Raw genomic sequence first — 14,231 nt, forward strand, 5'->3', positions numbered from 1 at the left:
TTCACCTTCCGTTCATCTTCCGGCGCGGCTAGGCTCAGATTCCTACGGCATCGATCTTGATAAATCATGCAGCGCCGCGTGAGGAGACCGTCCGATGACCGACCGACCCCGTCTGCTACCCATCCTCGGACCGGCCGGACATGCCGGCCGCGACCCGAAGACCTGTCTGTACCGCTGCGGCAACGCCTGCGACCATCCCGTGCCCAACGAATCGGCCAACCCGTACCTCGGTGACGTGGTCAACACCGCGATGACGCGCCGCGGCGTGGTCCGGGCCGGCGCGGTCGGTGCCCTCGTGCTCGGCTTCGGCGCGGCACCGGCCGCGGCGGGCGCCGCGAACGCCGCACCGGCCACCGCTCCCGCGGCGGCACCGCGGCACGGCGGCGGGCGCGCCGGGGCGCTGACCTTCAAGCCCATCCCGCCCAACGTCCTGGACACGGTGATCGTGCCCAACGGCTACGACAGCGCCGTGGTCATCCGCTGGGGCGACCCGATCCTGCCCGGCGTGCCCCGTCTGGACGTGCACCGGCAGAGCGCGCGGCACCAGTCCGGACAGTTCGGTTACAACAACGACTTCCTCGGGGTCCTGCCGCTGGGCCGCGACGGGCGGCGGGCGCTGCTGGTGGCCAACCACGAGTACACCAACGAGGAGTTGATGTTCCCCGGCTTCACCACCCAGGAGGCGCTGAGCGTCGAGCAGGTCCGGGTGGCCATGGCCGCGCACGGGATGTCGGTGGTGGAGCTCGAACGGGTCGACGGCACCGGGCAGTGGCGGCCCGTCGGCGGGCGGCACCGGCCGTACAACAAGCGGATCACCATGCTGGACACGCCGTTCCGGTTCACCGGCCCGGCGGCCGGCCACGCGCTGCTGCGCACCGCGGCCGACCCGCGCGGACTGACCCCGATCGGCACGCTCAACAACTGCGCCGGTGGCGTCACCCCGTGGGGCACCGTGCTGTCCGGCGAGGAGAACTTCAACCAGTACTTCGTCGGCGGCGACGCCGCTCCGGCCGCGCTCAAACCGAGCCTGGCCCGCTACGGCATCTCCACCACCGCCCGGGTGCCGGAGGAGTCGCGGCGCTGGGACCGGGCCCAGGAGCGCTTCGACCTGGCCAAGCACCCGCACGAGGCGCACCGCTTCGGCTGGATCGTCGAGGTCGACCCGTACGACCCCGGGTCACGGCCCCGCAAGCACACCGCGATGGGCCGGTTCAAGCACGAGGGCGCCAACGTCATCGTGGCCCGCAACGGTCAGGTCGCCGCGTACATGGGTGACGACGAGCGGTTCGACTACCTGTACAAGTTCGTCTCCGCGAAGAAGTTCGTGCCGGGCGGCTCGGCCGCGGCCCGCCGGCACAACCTGACCCTGCTGGAGTCGGGCACCCTCTACGTCGCCAAGCTGACCGGGGACAGCCCGGCGGCCGAGATCGACGGCACCGGCAAGCTGCCCTCCGACGGCGCCTTCGACGGCCGTGGCACCTGGATCAAGCTCGTGTCCGGCGACCGGTCCCACGTGCCCGGTATGACCGCCGCCGAGGTGCTGACGTTCGCCCGGCTGGCCGGCGACGCCGTCGGCGCCACCAAGATGGACCGGCCCGAGGACGTACAGCCCAGCCTGCGGACGGGCAAGATCTACGCGGCGCTGACCAACAACACCAACCGCGGCGCGGAGGCGAACGCGGGGCCCGACGAGGCCAACCCCCGCCGGGAGAACAAGCACGGCCAGATCCTCGAGATCGTCGAGGACCGCGGCGACCACACCGGTGAGTCGTTCACCTGGTCGCTGCCGATCGTGTGCGGCGACCCGGCGGACGCGTCGACCTACTTCGCCGGTTACGACAAGAGCGCCGTCTCGCCGATCTCGTGCCCGGACAACGTGGCCTTCGACAGCGCCGGCAACCTGTGGATCTCCACCGACGGCAACGCGCTGGGCAGCAACGACGGTCTGTTCGCCACGGCGATCGAGGGCCCGGAACGCGGCCACCTCAAACAGTTCCTGACCGTGCCGCCGGGCGCCGAGACGTGCGGGCCGTTCATCACCGGCGACGACCGCTCGGTCTTCACCGCCGTGCAGCACCCCGGGGAGATCGACGGCGCCACCCTGGACGAGCCGGCCTCGACCTGGCCCGACGGCGACTTCGCCAAGCCCGCCGTCGTGGTCACCTGGCGGCTGGACGGAGGCCCGATCGGCAGCTGAGCCCCGTGGCGTCCTACGGTCCCTACCTCGGAGGGTCAGCGGACCGGCGGATACGCGTTGCGCACCAGCTCGGTGAAGGCGGCCGGGAACCACTCGCCCCGGGGCGGCGCCCCGGCCATCGCGTTGGTCGGCCGGTTCGAGGCGCCGATCGGTGGTATCTGCCCGTTCGGGTCGCACCGCACGTCGGCGGCCTCGTTCCCGTCGGACACGCCCGGCTGCTTGACCCAGGCGTACGCGTGCACATGTGTCCGCGGTGCTGCCCGCGGCGGCTCGCCCAGGCCCGCGCCCTTCTGGTTGCACCAGGTGGATCTGGTCGGGCGCCGGTCGATCCGGCTCTGGTCGACGAACGTGTCGACGGCGGTGGACGTGCTGACCGCGGTGGGCCGGGCCGGGCCGCCCCAGCCGTTGCGGGACGTGTCCAGCAGCGCCCCGACCCGCTCCGGGAAGCCGGCGGCGACCAGCGCCGCGTGCATCGCGTCGACGAAGGTGGACTCCTCCAGGTGACTGTTCCAGTCCACCCACCGGGTCTGCCTGATCGGCACGCCGGCGCGCGTCATGGCGATGTCGAGGAACGGCTCGTCCGCCGGATCGTAGTCGGCGACGTTCACGGCGAACCCGTCGACGCTCTCCACCCCGGCGGGCGTACGGTCGGCCACCCGGCGGACCAGGGCGACCGCGGCCTGCCGGGAATCGTCCCAGCCCAGCTGATTCGACTGGGTGACGTCCAGGTACGCGTACACATTCGGCGTCTCGTGCAGACGGCTCAGCGCGTACGGGATCGCGGCCTGATAGATCTCGCCGGCCCGCGCACACTCGAAATGGGAGTAGAGCGCGTTCGCCAGCGCGTCCGGCTCGACCACCACGGCCACCCGTAGCCGCCGGTAGGCCGGCTCGGCCAGGATCGCCGCGACCGGATCGACGAACTGCGTCCGGTAGGCGGCCACATCGTCCAGCTCCGCGCTGGGCGCGCGCGTGCAACTGCGGTTCGGCAGGTTGTAGAGCACCAGCGTGATCACCACCGGCCGGTGGCCGCGGTGCTGCTGAGCGAGCGCCTCGTCGAGGTGGGCCCGCAGGCCGCGCCGGCCCGGCGTACCGCTGATCGCCGCGATCGAATCCAGCCAGACCGCCGTGGACCGGCGGGCGACCACCGACAACGCCGGGCCCGGATCGCCGCCCTGCGCGGCGGTCGCGCGGGCCGCCGCCGACCAGTCCGGATCGACGTAGCCACGCGCGCCGGCGAACGGGTTGGCCGGGCCGGCGGCGGGGGCGGCGGCCGGGACCACGAGGACGCCCCCGGCTACGGCCAGCGCCGTCGTGGTCACCATCGAGACGATCCGGGTACGCCAGGCCATGTCCGCTCCATCCATTGATCTACATCGATGGTACCGGTTCGGCCCGGTCCGGGCTGTGCCACGTCCTACGGGGTGCCGTCCAGGTGACCTCGTCCCGCCCTGCCCGGCAATCGGTAGTCTGCGCCCGTTGCCGACGAACGGGGGCTCCGCCATGGCCCGCAGGTGGATACTCGTCGGCCTGCTCGCGTTGGCCGCCGGTTGCGACTCCGGCGGTGACGCCCCGGTGCCACCCGCCGGTGACGCGGGTGCGCCGGCTCCTGGCGGGTGAGGGACGTTCGCCAGATCCTGGGGCCGGAGGGGCGGGTTGAGCGTCGCGAAGCGACTGCTCGAGCTGGCCGCTTCTTTCGCGGACGAGGTCTCCCGCGGCGATGAGCAGCGATTCGAGGACAGCGTCCTGGTGGTCACCTGGCGCCTGGACGGCGGCCGGATCGGCAGCTGAGCGTTACCCCTTTCGTGGCTGCAACTTGCGTCCTCATCCGGCGGCGTCGGACCCTGGTGCGGCAGCGTTGTGCGGGTGCCGGTCGATGGCGGTGGTGGTGATCTCTGGAGCGGCAGCCGGAAGTTCCGGCCGGCTGCGAGGTGGTGTGGTCGGCCGGCTGGATCATGGTGTCCGGCGCGATCGACGTGGCCGGCGCGCCCGTGCTCGAGCGACGTATGCGTGCGCTCGTCGGCCCGGGGGAACTCGCCGTGGACTGCCGCTCCGTCACGTTCCTCGATGTCGCCGGTCTGCGCATGCTCGCCGGGCTGGGCCTCCTGGCCCGGGCCGGGGGCACGACCGTGTGCCTGCACTGCTCGCCGGAAATGACGGAGATTCTGACCTTGTGCGGTGTGCGGGGGCTTCCCGGCGTGGCATTGAGGCCGGAGAGCGACGACAGTCCAGGGAGCCGACGGTGACCAGCCCGCCCCAACGTGGCCGCTCGGGGACCTTCGACCATCGCGCCCTCGTCGTCGACGCGGATGACACCATCCCCCGGCTGCTCCTGCCCGAGCTCCGCCGCCGGATCACGCGCGACCAGGCAGTGCTGATGGTCGTCGGCGGCGACACCGAAGCGATCATCCGCGATCGGCTGGGCCCCGACGCCCACGCCCTGCAGTGGGCGCCCACGAACGCCTTCTACCAGCGAACGGGTTTCACCTACTCCCGGTTCCACCGGTACCTGCGGGAACGGCATTCCCGGCAGGAGGTCGTGCACATCATCGCCGAGCCCGATGTGGTGACCGATCCCGAGTCGCCGGTGGACCGGGCGGCCGCCTACCTGGGCTACGAGGCGATGGCCAACGAGGTGTACACCTCCTACCGCTGCTCGATCACCTGTGTCTGGCACAGCCGCCGGCAATCGTCGTCGACCATCGACGAGGTCCGCAAGGTCCACCAGCGGGAGCTGAGCACACAGGGCGTCGTGGAGAACCCCGGCTACGTACCGCCGGACGACTATCTCGGCGAGCGGGCGCAGGCCGCCATCACGCCGGTTCCCCCGGCCACCGACCTAGACATCACCGTCCGGCGCGTCGAGGAGCTGTCCGACTGCCGCGCCGCCGTCGCCCGGTGGGCGGCGTCGCAGCACTTCGTTCCCACGGCTGTCCGGCAGGTCGTCGTGGCGACCAGTGAAGTGGTCGCCAACGGCCTGCGGCACGGCCGGCCACCGGTGCGGACGCGCGCGTGGAGCCAGGACGCGACGCTGATCGTCGACGTCGAGGACCACGGGGGACGGCCCATCCCTGCACACGCCGGCTACTGGCTGCCGGTCACTCCGGCCGATTCGGCCGGGCTGTGGGTCGCCCGCCAGCTCGCGGACGTCCTCGTCACCCACACCGGGGACGGACGGACCACCGTGCGGATGTACTTCCCCTACGCGGTGACGCACCGCAATCTACGCATCCCCACCTGAGGTACGCCGTGACCGGCGTCGTGTTCATCCGCCGTTCACCGCACGTCCTGACCAGCCTCAATCGCAGCTCTTAACGTCAGGCGACCCCGTCCCCGACGGGGGCCATGTTGCCTGCGAGGAGCTCTGCCCCGATGACTGAACGACCCCGCCTGCTGCCGCTGCTCGGCCACACCGGTCGTGACGCGATGACGTGCCTCTACCGCTGCGGCAACGCCTGCGACCACCCCGTGCCGAACCGGACGGACAACCCGTACCTCGGCGACGTCGTGAACACCGAGATGTCGCGCCGTGGGGTGGTGCGTGCCGGTGCCGTGGGCGCGCTCGTGCTCGGCTTCGGTGGCGCGGCGGCCGGTGCGGCGAGCCCGGCGGCCGCCGCGCCCGCCGCCCCGGCCGCGCCGGTCGCCGACGCGCTGCTGGAGACCCTCTCCAAGGGCAAGGCCGGCCCGCTGACCTTCAAGGCCATCCCGCCGAACAAGCTCGACAACTTCATCGTCCCCAATGGCTACGACTCGGCGGTGGTGCTGAGCTGGGGTGACCCGGTCCTGGCCGGGGCCCCGGAGTTCGACATCACCGCGCAGAGCGTGCGCCGCCAGTCGGCGCAGTTCGGCTACAACAACGACTTCGTCGGCGTGCTGCCGCTGGGCCGCGACGGGCGCCGGGCGCTGCTGGTGGTCAACCACGAGTACACCAACGAGGAGCTGATGTTCCCCGGCTTCACCAGCCTCGACGCGCTCACCGTGGACCAGCTGAAGATCGCGATGGCGGCCCACGGCCTGTCGGTGGTCGAGCTGGAGCGGGTCGGCCGCACCGGGCAGTGGCAGCCCGTACGCGCGCGGCGGCTGCCGTACAACCGGCGGATCACCGCGCTGGAGACGCCGTTCGCCTTCACCGGCCCGGCCGCCGGCTCGGCATGGCTGCGGACGGCCGCCGACCCCAGGGGCCGGACCGCGATCGGCACCCTGAACAACTGCGCCGGTGGCGTCACCCCGTGGGGCACCGTGCTGTCCGGCGAGGAGAACTTCAACCAGTACTTCGTCGGCGGCGACGGCGCCCCCGAGGCACTCAAGCCCAAGCTGGCCCGCTACGGCATCTCCACCACCGCCCGGGTGCCGAGCGGCTCGCGCCGCTGGGACCGCGCCCAGGAGCGTTTCGACCTGGCCAAGCACCCGAACGAGGCGCACCGCTTCGGCTGGATCGTCGAGGTCGACCCGTTCGACCCGGACTCGACCCCGCGCAAGCACACCGCGCTGGGCCGGTTCAAGCACGAGGGCGCCAACGTCATCGTGGCCAAGAACGGCAAGGTCGTCGCGTACATGGGTGACGACGAGCGGTTCGACTACCTCTACAAGTTCGTCTCCGACAAGAAGTACCTGCCCGGCGACTCGGCCCACGCCCGCCGGCACAACCTGACCCTGCTGGAGTCCGGCACCCTCTACGTCGCCAAGCTGACCGGGGACAGCCCGGCGGAAGAGATCGACGGCACCGGCAAGCTGCCCTCCGACGGCGCCTTCGACGGCACCGGCACCTGGATCAAGCTGGTGTCCGGCAACCGCTCGTACGTGCCCGGCATGACCGCCGCGGACGTGCTGACCTTCACCCGGCTGGCCGGCGACGCGGTGCTGGCGACCAAGATGGACCGCCCGGAGGACGTGCAGCCCAGCCCACGTACCGGCAAGATCTACGCGGCGATGACCAACAACACCAACCGCGGTGTCGGGACCAACCCCGGCGTGGACGAGGCGAACCCGCGCAACGCCAACAAGCACGGCCAGATCTTCGAGCTGACCGAGGACCGCGGCGACCACACCGGGGAGTCGTTCACCTGGTCGCTGCCGATCGTGTGCGGCGACCCGGCGGACGCGTCGACCTACTTCGCCGGTTACGACAAGAGCGCCGTCTCGCCCATCTCCTGCCCGGACAACGTGGCCTTCGACAGCGCCGGCAACCTGTGGATCTCCACCGACGGCAACGCGCTGGGCAGCAACGACGGTCTGTTCGCCACGGCGATCGAGGGGTCCGAGCGGGGCCACCTCAAGCAGTTCCTGACCGTGCCGGTGGGCGCCGAGACGTGCGGGCCGTTCATCACCGGCGACGACCGCTCGGTCTTCGTCGCGGTGCAGCACCCGGGCGAGATCTCCGGTGCCAGCGTGGAGAAGCCGGCCTCGACCTGGCCCGACGGCGACTTCGCCAAGCCCGCCGTCGTGGTCACCTGGCGCCTGGACGGTGGCCCGGTCGGCAGCTGAACCCGGTCCGAGCTCCCGGCGCCACCCCGGCGCCGGGAGCGGCCGGGTCACACGGTGCGCAGGTCCAGCGTGTGCCAGATGAGGGAGTCCTGGTCACCGGTGGCCCACCAGACCACGCCGTTGCGGCTGAAGACGCCGTCGACGGCCGGGCTGACGTCGACCGTACGGTCCGTCTCGAGGTCGTAGATCAGCAGGCCAGCCGTACCGGTCAGGTCCGAGTCCGGGCCGGTCTCCGACAGCAGCTCGAAGCGGTCCAGGACCGCCACGTCGGGCACGGCCGCCCCGGCCGCGCTGCCGGCCACCCGGCGGCGGGCCGAGCCGTCCGGGTGCATCAGGTCGATGCGGGCCAGCCCGTCGCCGTTCATCACCAGGACTCGGCACCACGCCGCGGAGCACGTGATGAGCTCCGGGCCGCTCGTCTGCACCGGGGTGTCCCGGTTGGCCGTCATGTTCCGCAGGACGCTCGTCCCGGACTGGTCGCCGCCGCCGTTGGTCAGCCACGGCCATGCCGTCAGCGCCCAGGTGCCGGGCTCCTCGCGCACGGCGACCTTGCCGCCGGTGAGGGCGACCGAGCGGATCTCGGTGACCGGCCGGCCCTCCGGCGCGGCGGCGGCCCAGTGCACCCGGCCCTCGGCCAGCACCAGGTCCCACTGCGAGCCGAAGAACACCGCGTTGCCGGTGTCGGCGGTGAGCCGGCGGGCCGGGCCGCCGCTGGTCCGGGCCGTCCAGATCTCCATCGGGCTGCCGTCGGCGGACTCGGTCCACACCAGGTCCTCACCGCTGACGGTGAAGGCACCGAACTCGGGGTTGCCCGACTGCGGGCGCCGGCGCAGCTCCCGGACCGTCTCGTCGGCGTTGCGCACGAGCAGCCGCTCGGCGGCGCCGTCCGGGCTCGGCGCGGTGCCGACGCTGGTGCGGGCGTCCAGGAAGATCCCCGGGTGGTAGATCGGCCCGTCGCGCAGGTTGCCGGGCAGGTCGGCGCGCTGCGCCCGGGGCCAGGCCGCGGTCAGGCCGGTCCGGGCGGCGGGGGCGGTCTCGGGCTCGCCCGGGGCGTACACCAGCAGGGCGACGCCCGCGGCGACGGCCACGGCCAGCGCGGCGAGGGTGCGGTACGGCGTCACTCGTACTGCTGCTTCGGCGCGGCGATCTCCTGCCAGGAGGCGACCTGCAGGTACGGGACCTTGGCGTCGTTGACCGGGTCCTGCGCGGTCCTGTCCGTCCAGGTGCCGACCACCTGGATCCAGGTGTCCGCCGGTACGGCCGCCGGGACCTCCCCGCTGAGCGCCACCTTGATCGGCCGGCCGTCGGCGGCGCAGCAGGACATCACCATCCGGGCCAGCATCGGCTCGCCGTCCGGGCCGGGCGTGACGAAGCCGGTCAGCCGCAGATTGCGGCCGGTCAGGCTGCGCCCGCCGTCGAAGACCGCCCGCGAGGCGTAGTCCAGCAGCCCGAGATCGACCGGGTCACCCGGCGGCAGCGCCGGATAGTCCGAATCCGTGCCGGGGGCGGTCAGCACCGTGCCGGCCTGCCCGGCCGCGTCCGAGCCCAGCGCCGGCGGCGCCACGAGCAGCAGGCCCAGCACGGGCAGCAGCAGCAACCAGCCCACCTTCGGCTCGTGGTGGTGCTCACCGTGCGCCTGGGCCTTGCCGCGCAGGTCGTACCAGAGGGTCAGCACGGCCGCCGCGACCAGCAGCAGGCCCGCGCCGATCAGGAAGGGCCGCAGGCCCTCCTTGACGTAGCGCAGGTAGAGGTCGGAGAGGCTCGCCTTGAGGATCGCGCCGCCGAACAGCAGCATGATCACGGCCTGGGCCTGCTTGTTCACAGCAGCACCGCCCCGATGCCGGTGCCGACCAGGACCGCCGCGACGAACGTCGCCGGGGCGAAGCGGGAGGAGAAGCGCCGGCCGAAGACCCCGGTCTGCATGGCGATCAGCTTCAGGTCCACCATCGGGCCGACGACCAGGAACACCAGCCGCGAGGTCAGCGAGAACTGCGACAGCGACGCGGCCACGAAGGCGTCCGCCTCGCTGCAGATCGACAGCAGCACGGCGAGCACCGCCAGCGCGATGATCGACAGCGCTTCGTTGTCGGCCAGGGTCTGCAGCCAGCGTTCCGGCACCACCACGTTGATGGTGGCCGCGGCCGCGGCGCCGACCACCAGGAAGCCACCGGCGTGCATGATGTCGTGCCGGCAGGCCGCGACGAACGCCTTCAGGCGCGAGCCGTCCTCGTGCGGCCGGGCCGGCAGCTTGATCCACTCGGCCTTGCCCAGCCGCAGCCAGAGCCAGCCCATCGCCACGGCCACGATCAGGCTGGCCACGCCGCGCGCGACCACCATCTCCGGGTTGCCGGGGAAGGCGACCGCGGTGGCGGTCAGCACGATCGGGTTGATCGCCGGGGCCGCCAGCAGGAACGCCAGCGCGGCGGCCGGAGTGACACCGCGGCGGATCAGCGACCCGGCGATCGGCACGCTGCCGCACTCGCAGCCGGGCAGGACCACCCCGGCCAGGCCGGCCGCGGGCACCGCGAGAGCGGGATGCCGCGGCAGGGCCCGGGCCCAGAACGAGCGCGGCACGAACACGGCGATGACCGCGGACAGCACCACGCCGAAGACCAGGAACGGCACGGCCTGCACCAGCACCGACACGAAAACGGTGGTCCAGGTCTGCAGCCGGGGCGCGGAGACCAGCTCGGCCAGCGGGTTACGGAAGACCACCAGCAGCACCAGCAGCACGGCCAGGATCTCGACCGAGCCGACGCGCCGGCCCGGGGCCGGGCCGTCCGGTGGCGCGGGCGGTGCCGGGGTCCGGTCGGTGTCGTCGCCGGGCGCGCCGTCGCGCCGTTCGGTGACGTCCTCGGGTGCGGTCACAGTGGTCACTCCGGATCGCGGTGGGTCGGTCGGCCGCCGCCCACCATACCGACCCCGCTCGGCACCCGGGCATCCCGCGACCGCGTGAGTCGCTCTATGCTGAGCTGCGCATATGTTCACGTGACGATGCGGCGGCGACCCGGTTGCGGCCGGCGGCCTCGGCCGCGTACAGGCCGGCGTCGGCCCGCTGGATGGGATCCTCGGAGGTCTCGGAGCCGTCCCACTGTGCGACACCGGCCGAGAAGGTCTGACCCGACGGCGTCCGGGCCAGCGTGCCCCTACGATCGGGCGGTGCCGACTATCGATTCGCATGACGCCGCCCTAGCCGCCGCCGCGGAGGTCGCCGCGGCACTCGCCCCCGGGGTGATCCAGCGCGACCGGGACGGGGCTGCCGCCGTACCGGTCGAGGCTCTCGCGGCCCTGGACAGCTCCGGGCTGCTGGCGATCACCGTGCCGGCCGCCGACGGCGGCCCGGCGCTGGGCCCGGTCACCCTGGCCGAGGTGACGCGGGTGATCGCCGCGGTCGACCCGGCCATCGCGCAGGTCCCGCAGGCGCACTACCTGCTGGTCGACGTGCTCGCGGTGCACGGCGACGCGGCAGTGCGCGCCCGGCTGTTCGGCGACGTGCTGGCCGGCCGGCGGATCGGCAATGCGCTGGCCGAGCGCGGCGGCAAGCACGCCCAGGACCTGTCCACCCGGCTGAAAGACGGCCTGCTCAGCGGCCGTAAGTACTACTGCACCGGCGCGCTGACGGCCGCCTGGATCGCGGTCAGTGCCCTGGACGGCGACGGCCGCCTGGTGCTGGCCTTCGTGCCGCGGGCCGCCGAGGGCGTCACCGTGGACACCGACTGGGACGTGATGGGCCAGCGCGCCACGATCAGCGGCACCACCACCTTCACCGACGTGCCGGTCGAGCTGGTCCTGGACTACGCCGGCGCCTTCGAGGTGCCGCAGCAGCTCGGCGCGCGGGCGCAGCTGGTGCACGCGGCGATCGAGGTCGGCATCGCCGAGGGCGCCCTGCGCGACGCGACCGCCTACCTGCGGGAGAAAGCCCGGCCGTCCACCGAGGCGGTGCGCGCCGGTGCCGCCACGGCGGCGGGCGACCCGCACGTGCTGCACCGGTACGGCCGCACGGCGACCCGCGTCCGAGCGGCGGCAGCCCTGCTCCGCGAGGCGGCGGCCGTCCTCGAGGAGATCGGGCCCGTACCGGCCGACGCGCAGGCCGCCGCCCGCGGTTCCCTGGCCGTGGCCGCCGCCAAGGCGTTCGCCAGTGAGGTGGCCGTCGAGACGGCCTCGGAGCTGTTCGCGATGTGCGGCACCAGCTCGACGGCGGCCAGGTACGACCTCGACCGGCACTGGCGCAACGCCCGGACGCACAGCGTGCACGACCCGCTGGACTGGAAGTACCACCACCTGGCGGCTTGGGAACTGGCCGGCGTGCAACCGCCGAACCACGGCCAGCTTTAGGGCCTGTCCTGCCGATCATGGCGACGGCGAGGCCCGGCGCAGGCCGTCATGATCGGCAGGACCTAACTGCCCAGCCGGTACGCGGCGAAGACGATCGGCGTCCGCAGCGTGAAGCCGAGCTGCTCGTAGAGCCGGATGGCGCCGGTGTTGGTGCCCGCGGCGTGCAGGAACGGCACCTCGCCGCGGGCCCGGATGCCGGCGATCACCGCCCCGATCAGCCGCGTCGCCAGCCCCGCGCCGCGGTACGCCGGATCGGTGCAGACCGCGCTGACCTCGGTCCAGCCGTCCAGCCGCAGCCGCTCCCCGGCCATCGCCGCCAGCACCCCGTCGCGCCGGATGCCCAGGTAGGTGCCGAGTTCCGGGGTGCGCTTGCCGAACGGGCCGGGCCGGGTCCGCTGGACCAGGTCGAGGATCTCCGGCACGTCGTCGGCGGTGAGCACCAGCGCCTCGGGATCCGGCGCGCCGCGCACCGCCGGGCCGATCATCTGCACACCCGGAATGCCCCGTACGTGCGTCCAGCCTGCCGGCCCGGCCAGCCCCGGCGCCGCGAGCAGCGGCTCGTAGGCCGTCCCGGCCAGCGCGGCGAGATCCCGCCAGGCCGCCGGGTCGGCGGGGTCGTCCACGGCCGCGAACGGGCTGACGTCCGCGGGGTAGCGGGCGCTGCGCCCGTGCCGCTCGGCCAGGTGGGCGTGCGGGCCGGTGAGCGCGGCCCAGGCGGGATTGTCCAGTACATGCACGCCGCCGATTCTGCCCGGTGGATACCCACCGGGCGCAGCGATTTGTGCCCGCTACCACAGTGGACGGTCCCGCCACAGTCGAGGCTCGTTGCCGAGGGGGGATCGGAGAACGGCGTGGCGGAGCTGGCCCAGCCCGGGTCCGCGGTGGTGCGGTTCCGCGACAGTGCCGGGGCGGTCACCGAGAGGCTGTACCGCCTCGCCGAGGCCGCCGGAATCCGGCCCGACGGCTCGCCCCGCCTGCTGGTGGTGCTGACCCTGCGCGGCGGCCGGCTCGACGCCGTCGCCACCGGCGAGACCGCCGCCGCCATGCAGGCCGGGCTGGTGCTGGTCGCGCCGATGACCGCCGCGCAGCTGCACGCGGCGGTGACCGCGCCGGGCCCGTCGCCGCCGCAGCTTGACGGCCGCTCTCGTGGTCCTGACCGTGCTCGCGGGCATGTTCGCCCTGGTGGCCCGGCAGCAGACGGAGGAAGCCCGGCAGCAGGTGCGCACCGCGGCGTCCCGGCTGCTGGCCGACGATGCGAGCAGTTCCGCCGCAGCGATCCGGGCAAGTCCCTGCAACTGGCCCTGGCCGCCTGGCACGCTTGTTCCGCACGCGTCATGCCCCGGTCAGCCGGCCCTGCCCGTAGCGTCACCGTCATGAGTGCCATCGCCGTCACCGGCGCGACCGGCCAGCTCGGCGGCCGGGTCGCCCGCCGTCTCGCCACCCGCGGTATCGCGCAGCAGTTACTGGTCCGCCACCCCGCCCGCGCACCCCAGCTGCCCGGCGCCACCGTCGTCCGGGCGAGCTTCACCGACGGCGACGCCGTCCGGCGGGCCCTGGAGGGTGCTCCCGTCGTGCTGATGGTCTCGGCCTCGGAGAGCCCCGACCGCGTCGAGCAGCACCGGGCCTTCGCCGACGCCGCGGCCGCCGCCGGGGTGGGGCACCTGGTGTACGTCTCGTTCTTCGGTGCCGCGCCCGACGCGACGTTCACCCACGCCCGCGACCACTGGCACACCGAGCAGCACATCCGGGCCGCCGGGCTGCCGTTCACCTTCCTGCGGGACAACCTCTACGCCGACTTCCTGCCCCACCTGGCCGGCGAGGACGGCGTCATCCGGGGACCGGCCGGCGACGGCCGGGTCGCGGCCGTGGCCCAGGACGACATCGCCGACGCGGCGACCGTGGTGCTCACCGATCCGGCCGCCCACGCCGGGCAGACGTACGACCTGACCGGCCCGCAGGCGCTCACCCTGCACGAGATCGCGGACCTGCTGGGGGTCGGCTACCAGCCCCAGACCATCGAGGAGGCGTACCGGTCGCGCAGCTCGTACGGCGCCCCGGGCTGGCTGGTCGACGCCTGGGTCTCCACCTACACCGCCATCGCCGCCGGTGAGGTCGCCACGGTCAGCGACGCGGTGCCGCGCCTGACGGGCCGTCCCGCCACCTCGGTCGCGGAGCTGGTAAAGCGGTAGCGCCCGCCGCCCCGCCGCCCTACGGT

Annotated in this window: 12 protein-coding genes; 7 read left to right on the top strand and 5 right to left on the bottom strand. The window is 73.2% G+C overall.

Annotated elements, in window-relative coordinates; all coding sequences use genetic code 11:
• The first annotated feature begins 94 nt into the window (after positions 1-94).
• Entirely contained in the window at positions 95-2,197 is a 2,103-nt protein-coding gene (locus tag Aau02nite_RS22335; protein WP_212990487.1) for a PhoX family protein, read from the top strand.
• 35 nt (positions 2,198-2,232) lie between these two features.
• Here Aau02nite_RS22335 and Aau02nite_RS22340 read toward each other — a convergent pair whose 3' ends face one another.
• Entirely contained in the window at positions 2,233-3,549 is a 1,317-nt protein-coding gene (locus Aau02nite_RS22340) for a glycoside hydrolase family 6 protein (RefSeq protein ID WP_212990488.1), read from the bottom strand.
• Positions 3,550-3,853: 304 nt separating this feature from the next.
• On the opposite strand from Aau02nite_RS22340, the gene Aau02nite_RS47425 reads away from it, so the two are divergent.
• The 4 genes from Aau02nite_RS47425 (at position 3,854) to Aau02nite_RS22355 (ending at position 7,681) form a co-directional block, all read left to right on the top strand.
• Positions 3,854-3,988, top strand: a complete 135-nt coding sequence (locus Aau02nite_RS47425) for a hypothetical protein (RefSeq protein ID WP_281421009.1) — start codon at positions 3,854-3,856, stop codon at positions 3,986-3,988.
• A 140-nt stretch (positions 3,989-4,128) separates the two neighbouring features.
• Positions 4,129-4,443, top strand: coding sequence for an STAS domain-containing protein (locus Aau02nite_RS22345; protein ID WP_212990489.1), 315 nt, complete (start codon positions 4,129-4,131; stop codon positions 4,441-4,443).
• Positions 4,440-5,438 carry an MEDS domain-containing protein gene (locus Aau02nite_RS22350; RefSeq protein ID WP_212990490.1) on the top strand — a complete coding sequence of 333 codons (999 nt, stop codon included), beginning with the start codon at positions 4,440-4,442 and terminating at the stop codon, positions 5,436-5,438. The genes Aau02nite_RS22345 and Aau02nite_RS22350 overlap by 4 nt, the downstream gene beginning before the upstream one ends.
• Before the next feature lie 131 nt (positions 5,439-5,569).
• Positions 5,570-7,681: a PhoX family protein gene (locus Aau02nite_RS22355; RefSeq protein WP_212990491.1), complete on the top strand. Its 2,112-nt coding sequence runs from the start codon at positions 5,570-5,572 to the stop codon at positions 7,679-7,681.
• Between the two features lie 47 nt (positions 7,682-7,728).
• Here the strand turns inward: Aau02nite_RS22355 and Aau02nite_RS22360 are convergent, their stop codons facing one another.
• The 3 genes from Aau02nite_RS22360 to Aau02nite_RS22370 are packed head-to-tail and all read right to left on the bottom strand — an operon-like array spanning position 7,729 to position 10,549.
• Complete coding sequence (locus Aau02nite_RS22360; RefSeq protein WP_212990492.1) at positions 7,729-8,802, bottom strand: hypothetical protein; 1,074 nt, start codon at positions 8,800-8,802, stop codon at positions 7,729-7,731.
• The gene (locus Aau02nite_RS22365; RefSeq protein ID WP_212990493.1) at positions 8,799-9,503 is read right to left on the bottom strand and encodes a TIGR03943 family putative permease subunit; all 705 of its coding nucleotides are present in this window, start codon (positions 9,501-9,503) and stop codon (positions 8,799-8,801) included. Before Aau02nite_RS22365 ends, Aau02nite_RS22360 begins: the two co-directional genes overlap by 4 nt.
• Positions 9,500-10,549: a permease gene (locus tag Aau02nite_RS22370; RefSeq protein WP_212990494.1), complete on the bottom strand. Its 1,050-nt coding sequence runs from the start codon at positions 10,547-10,549 to the stop codon at positions 9,500-9,502. Before Aau02nite_RS22370 ends, Aau02nite_RS22365 begins: the two co-directional genes overlap by 4 nt.
• A gap of 291 nt (positions 10,550-10,840) precedes the next feature.
• Between Aau02nite_RS22370 and Aau02nite_RS22375 the strand changes: the two genes are divergently transcribed.
• The gene (locus Aau02nite_RS22375; protein WP_212990495.1) at positions 10,841-12,016 is read left to right on the top strand and encodes an acyl-CoA dehydrogenase family protein; all 1,176 of its coding nucleotides are present in this window, start codon (positions 10,841-10,843) and stop codon (positions 12,014-12,016) included.
• Between the two features lie 62 nt (positions 12,017-12,078).
• On the opposite strand, the gene Aau02nite_RS22380 is transcribed toward Aau02nite_RS22375, so the two are convergent.
• Positions 12,079-12,753: a GNAT family N-acetyltransferase gene (locus Aau02nite_RS22380; RefSeq protein WP_212990496.1), complete on the bottom strand. Its 675-nt coding sequence runs from the start codon at positions 12,751-12,753 to the stop codon at positions 12,079-12,081.
• A 114-nt stretch (positions 12,754-12,867) separates the two neighbouring features.
• Between Aau02nite_RS22380 and Aau02nite_RS46600 the strand changes: the two genes are divergently transcribed.
• A complete protein-coding gene (locus Aau02nite_RS46600; protein WP_246595359.1) occupies positions 12,868-14,205 on the top strand; it encodes an SDR family oxidoreductase in 1,338 nt (445 codons plus the stop codon).
• Positions 14,206-14,231: the final 26 nt, after the last annotated feature.

It is taken from the genome of Actinoplanes auranticolor (assembly GCF_018332655.1).
Lineage (GTDB): Bacteria > Actinomycetota > Actinomycetes > Mycobacteriales > Micromonosporaceae > Actinoplanes > Actinoplanes auranticolor.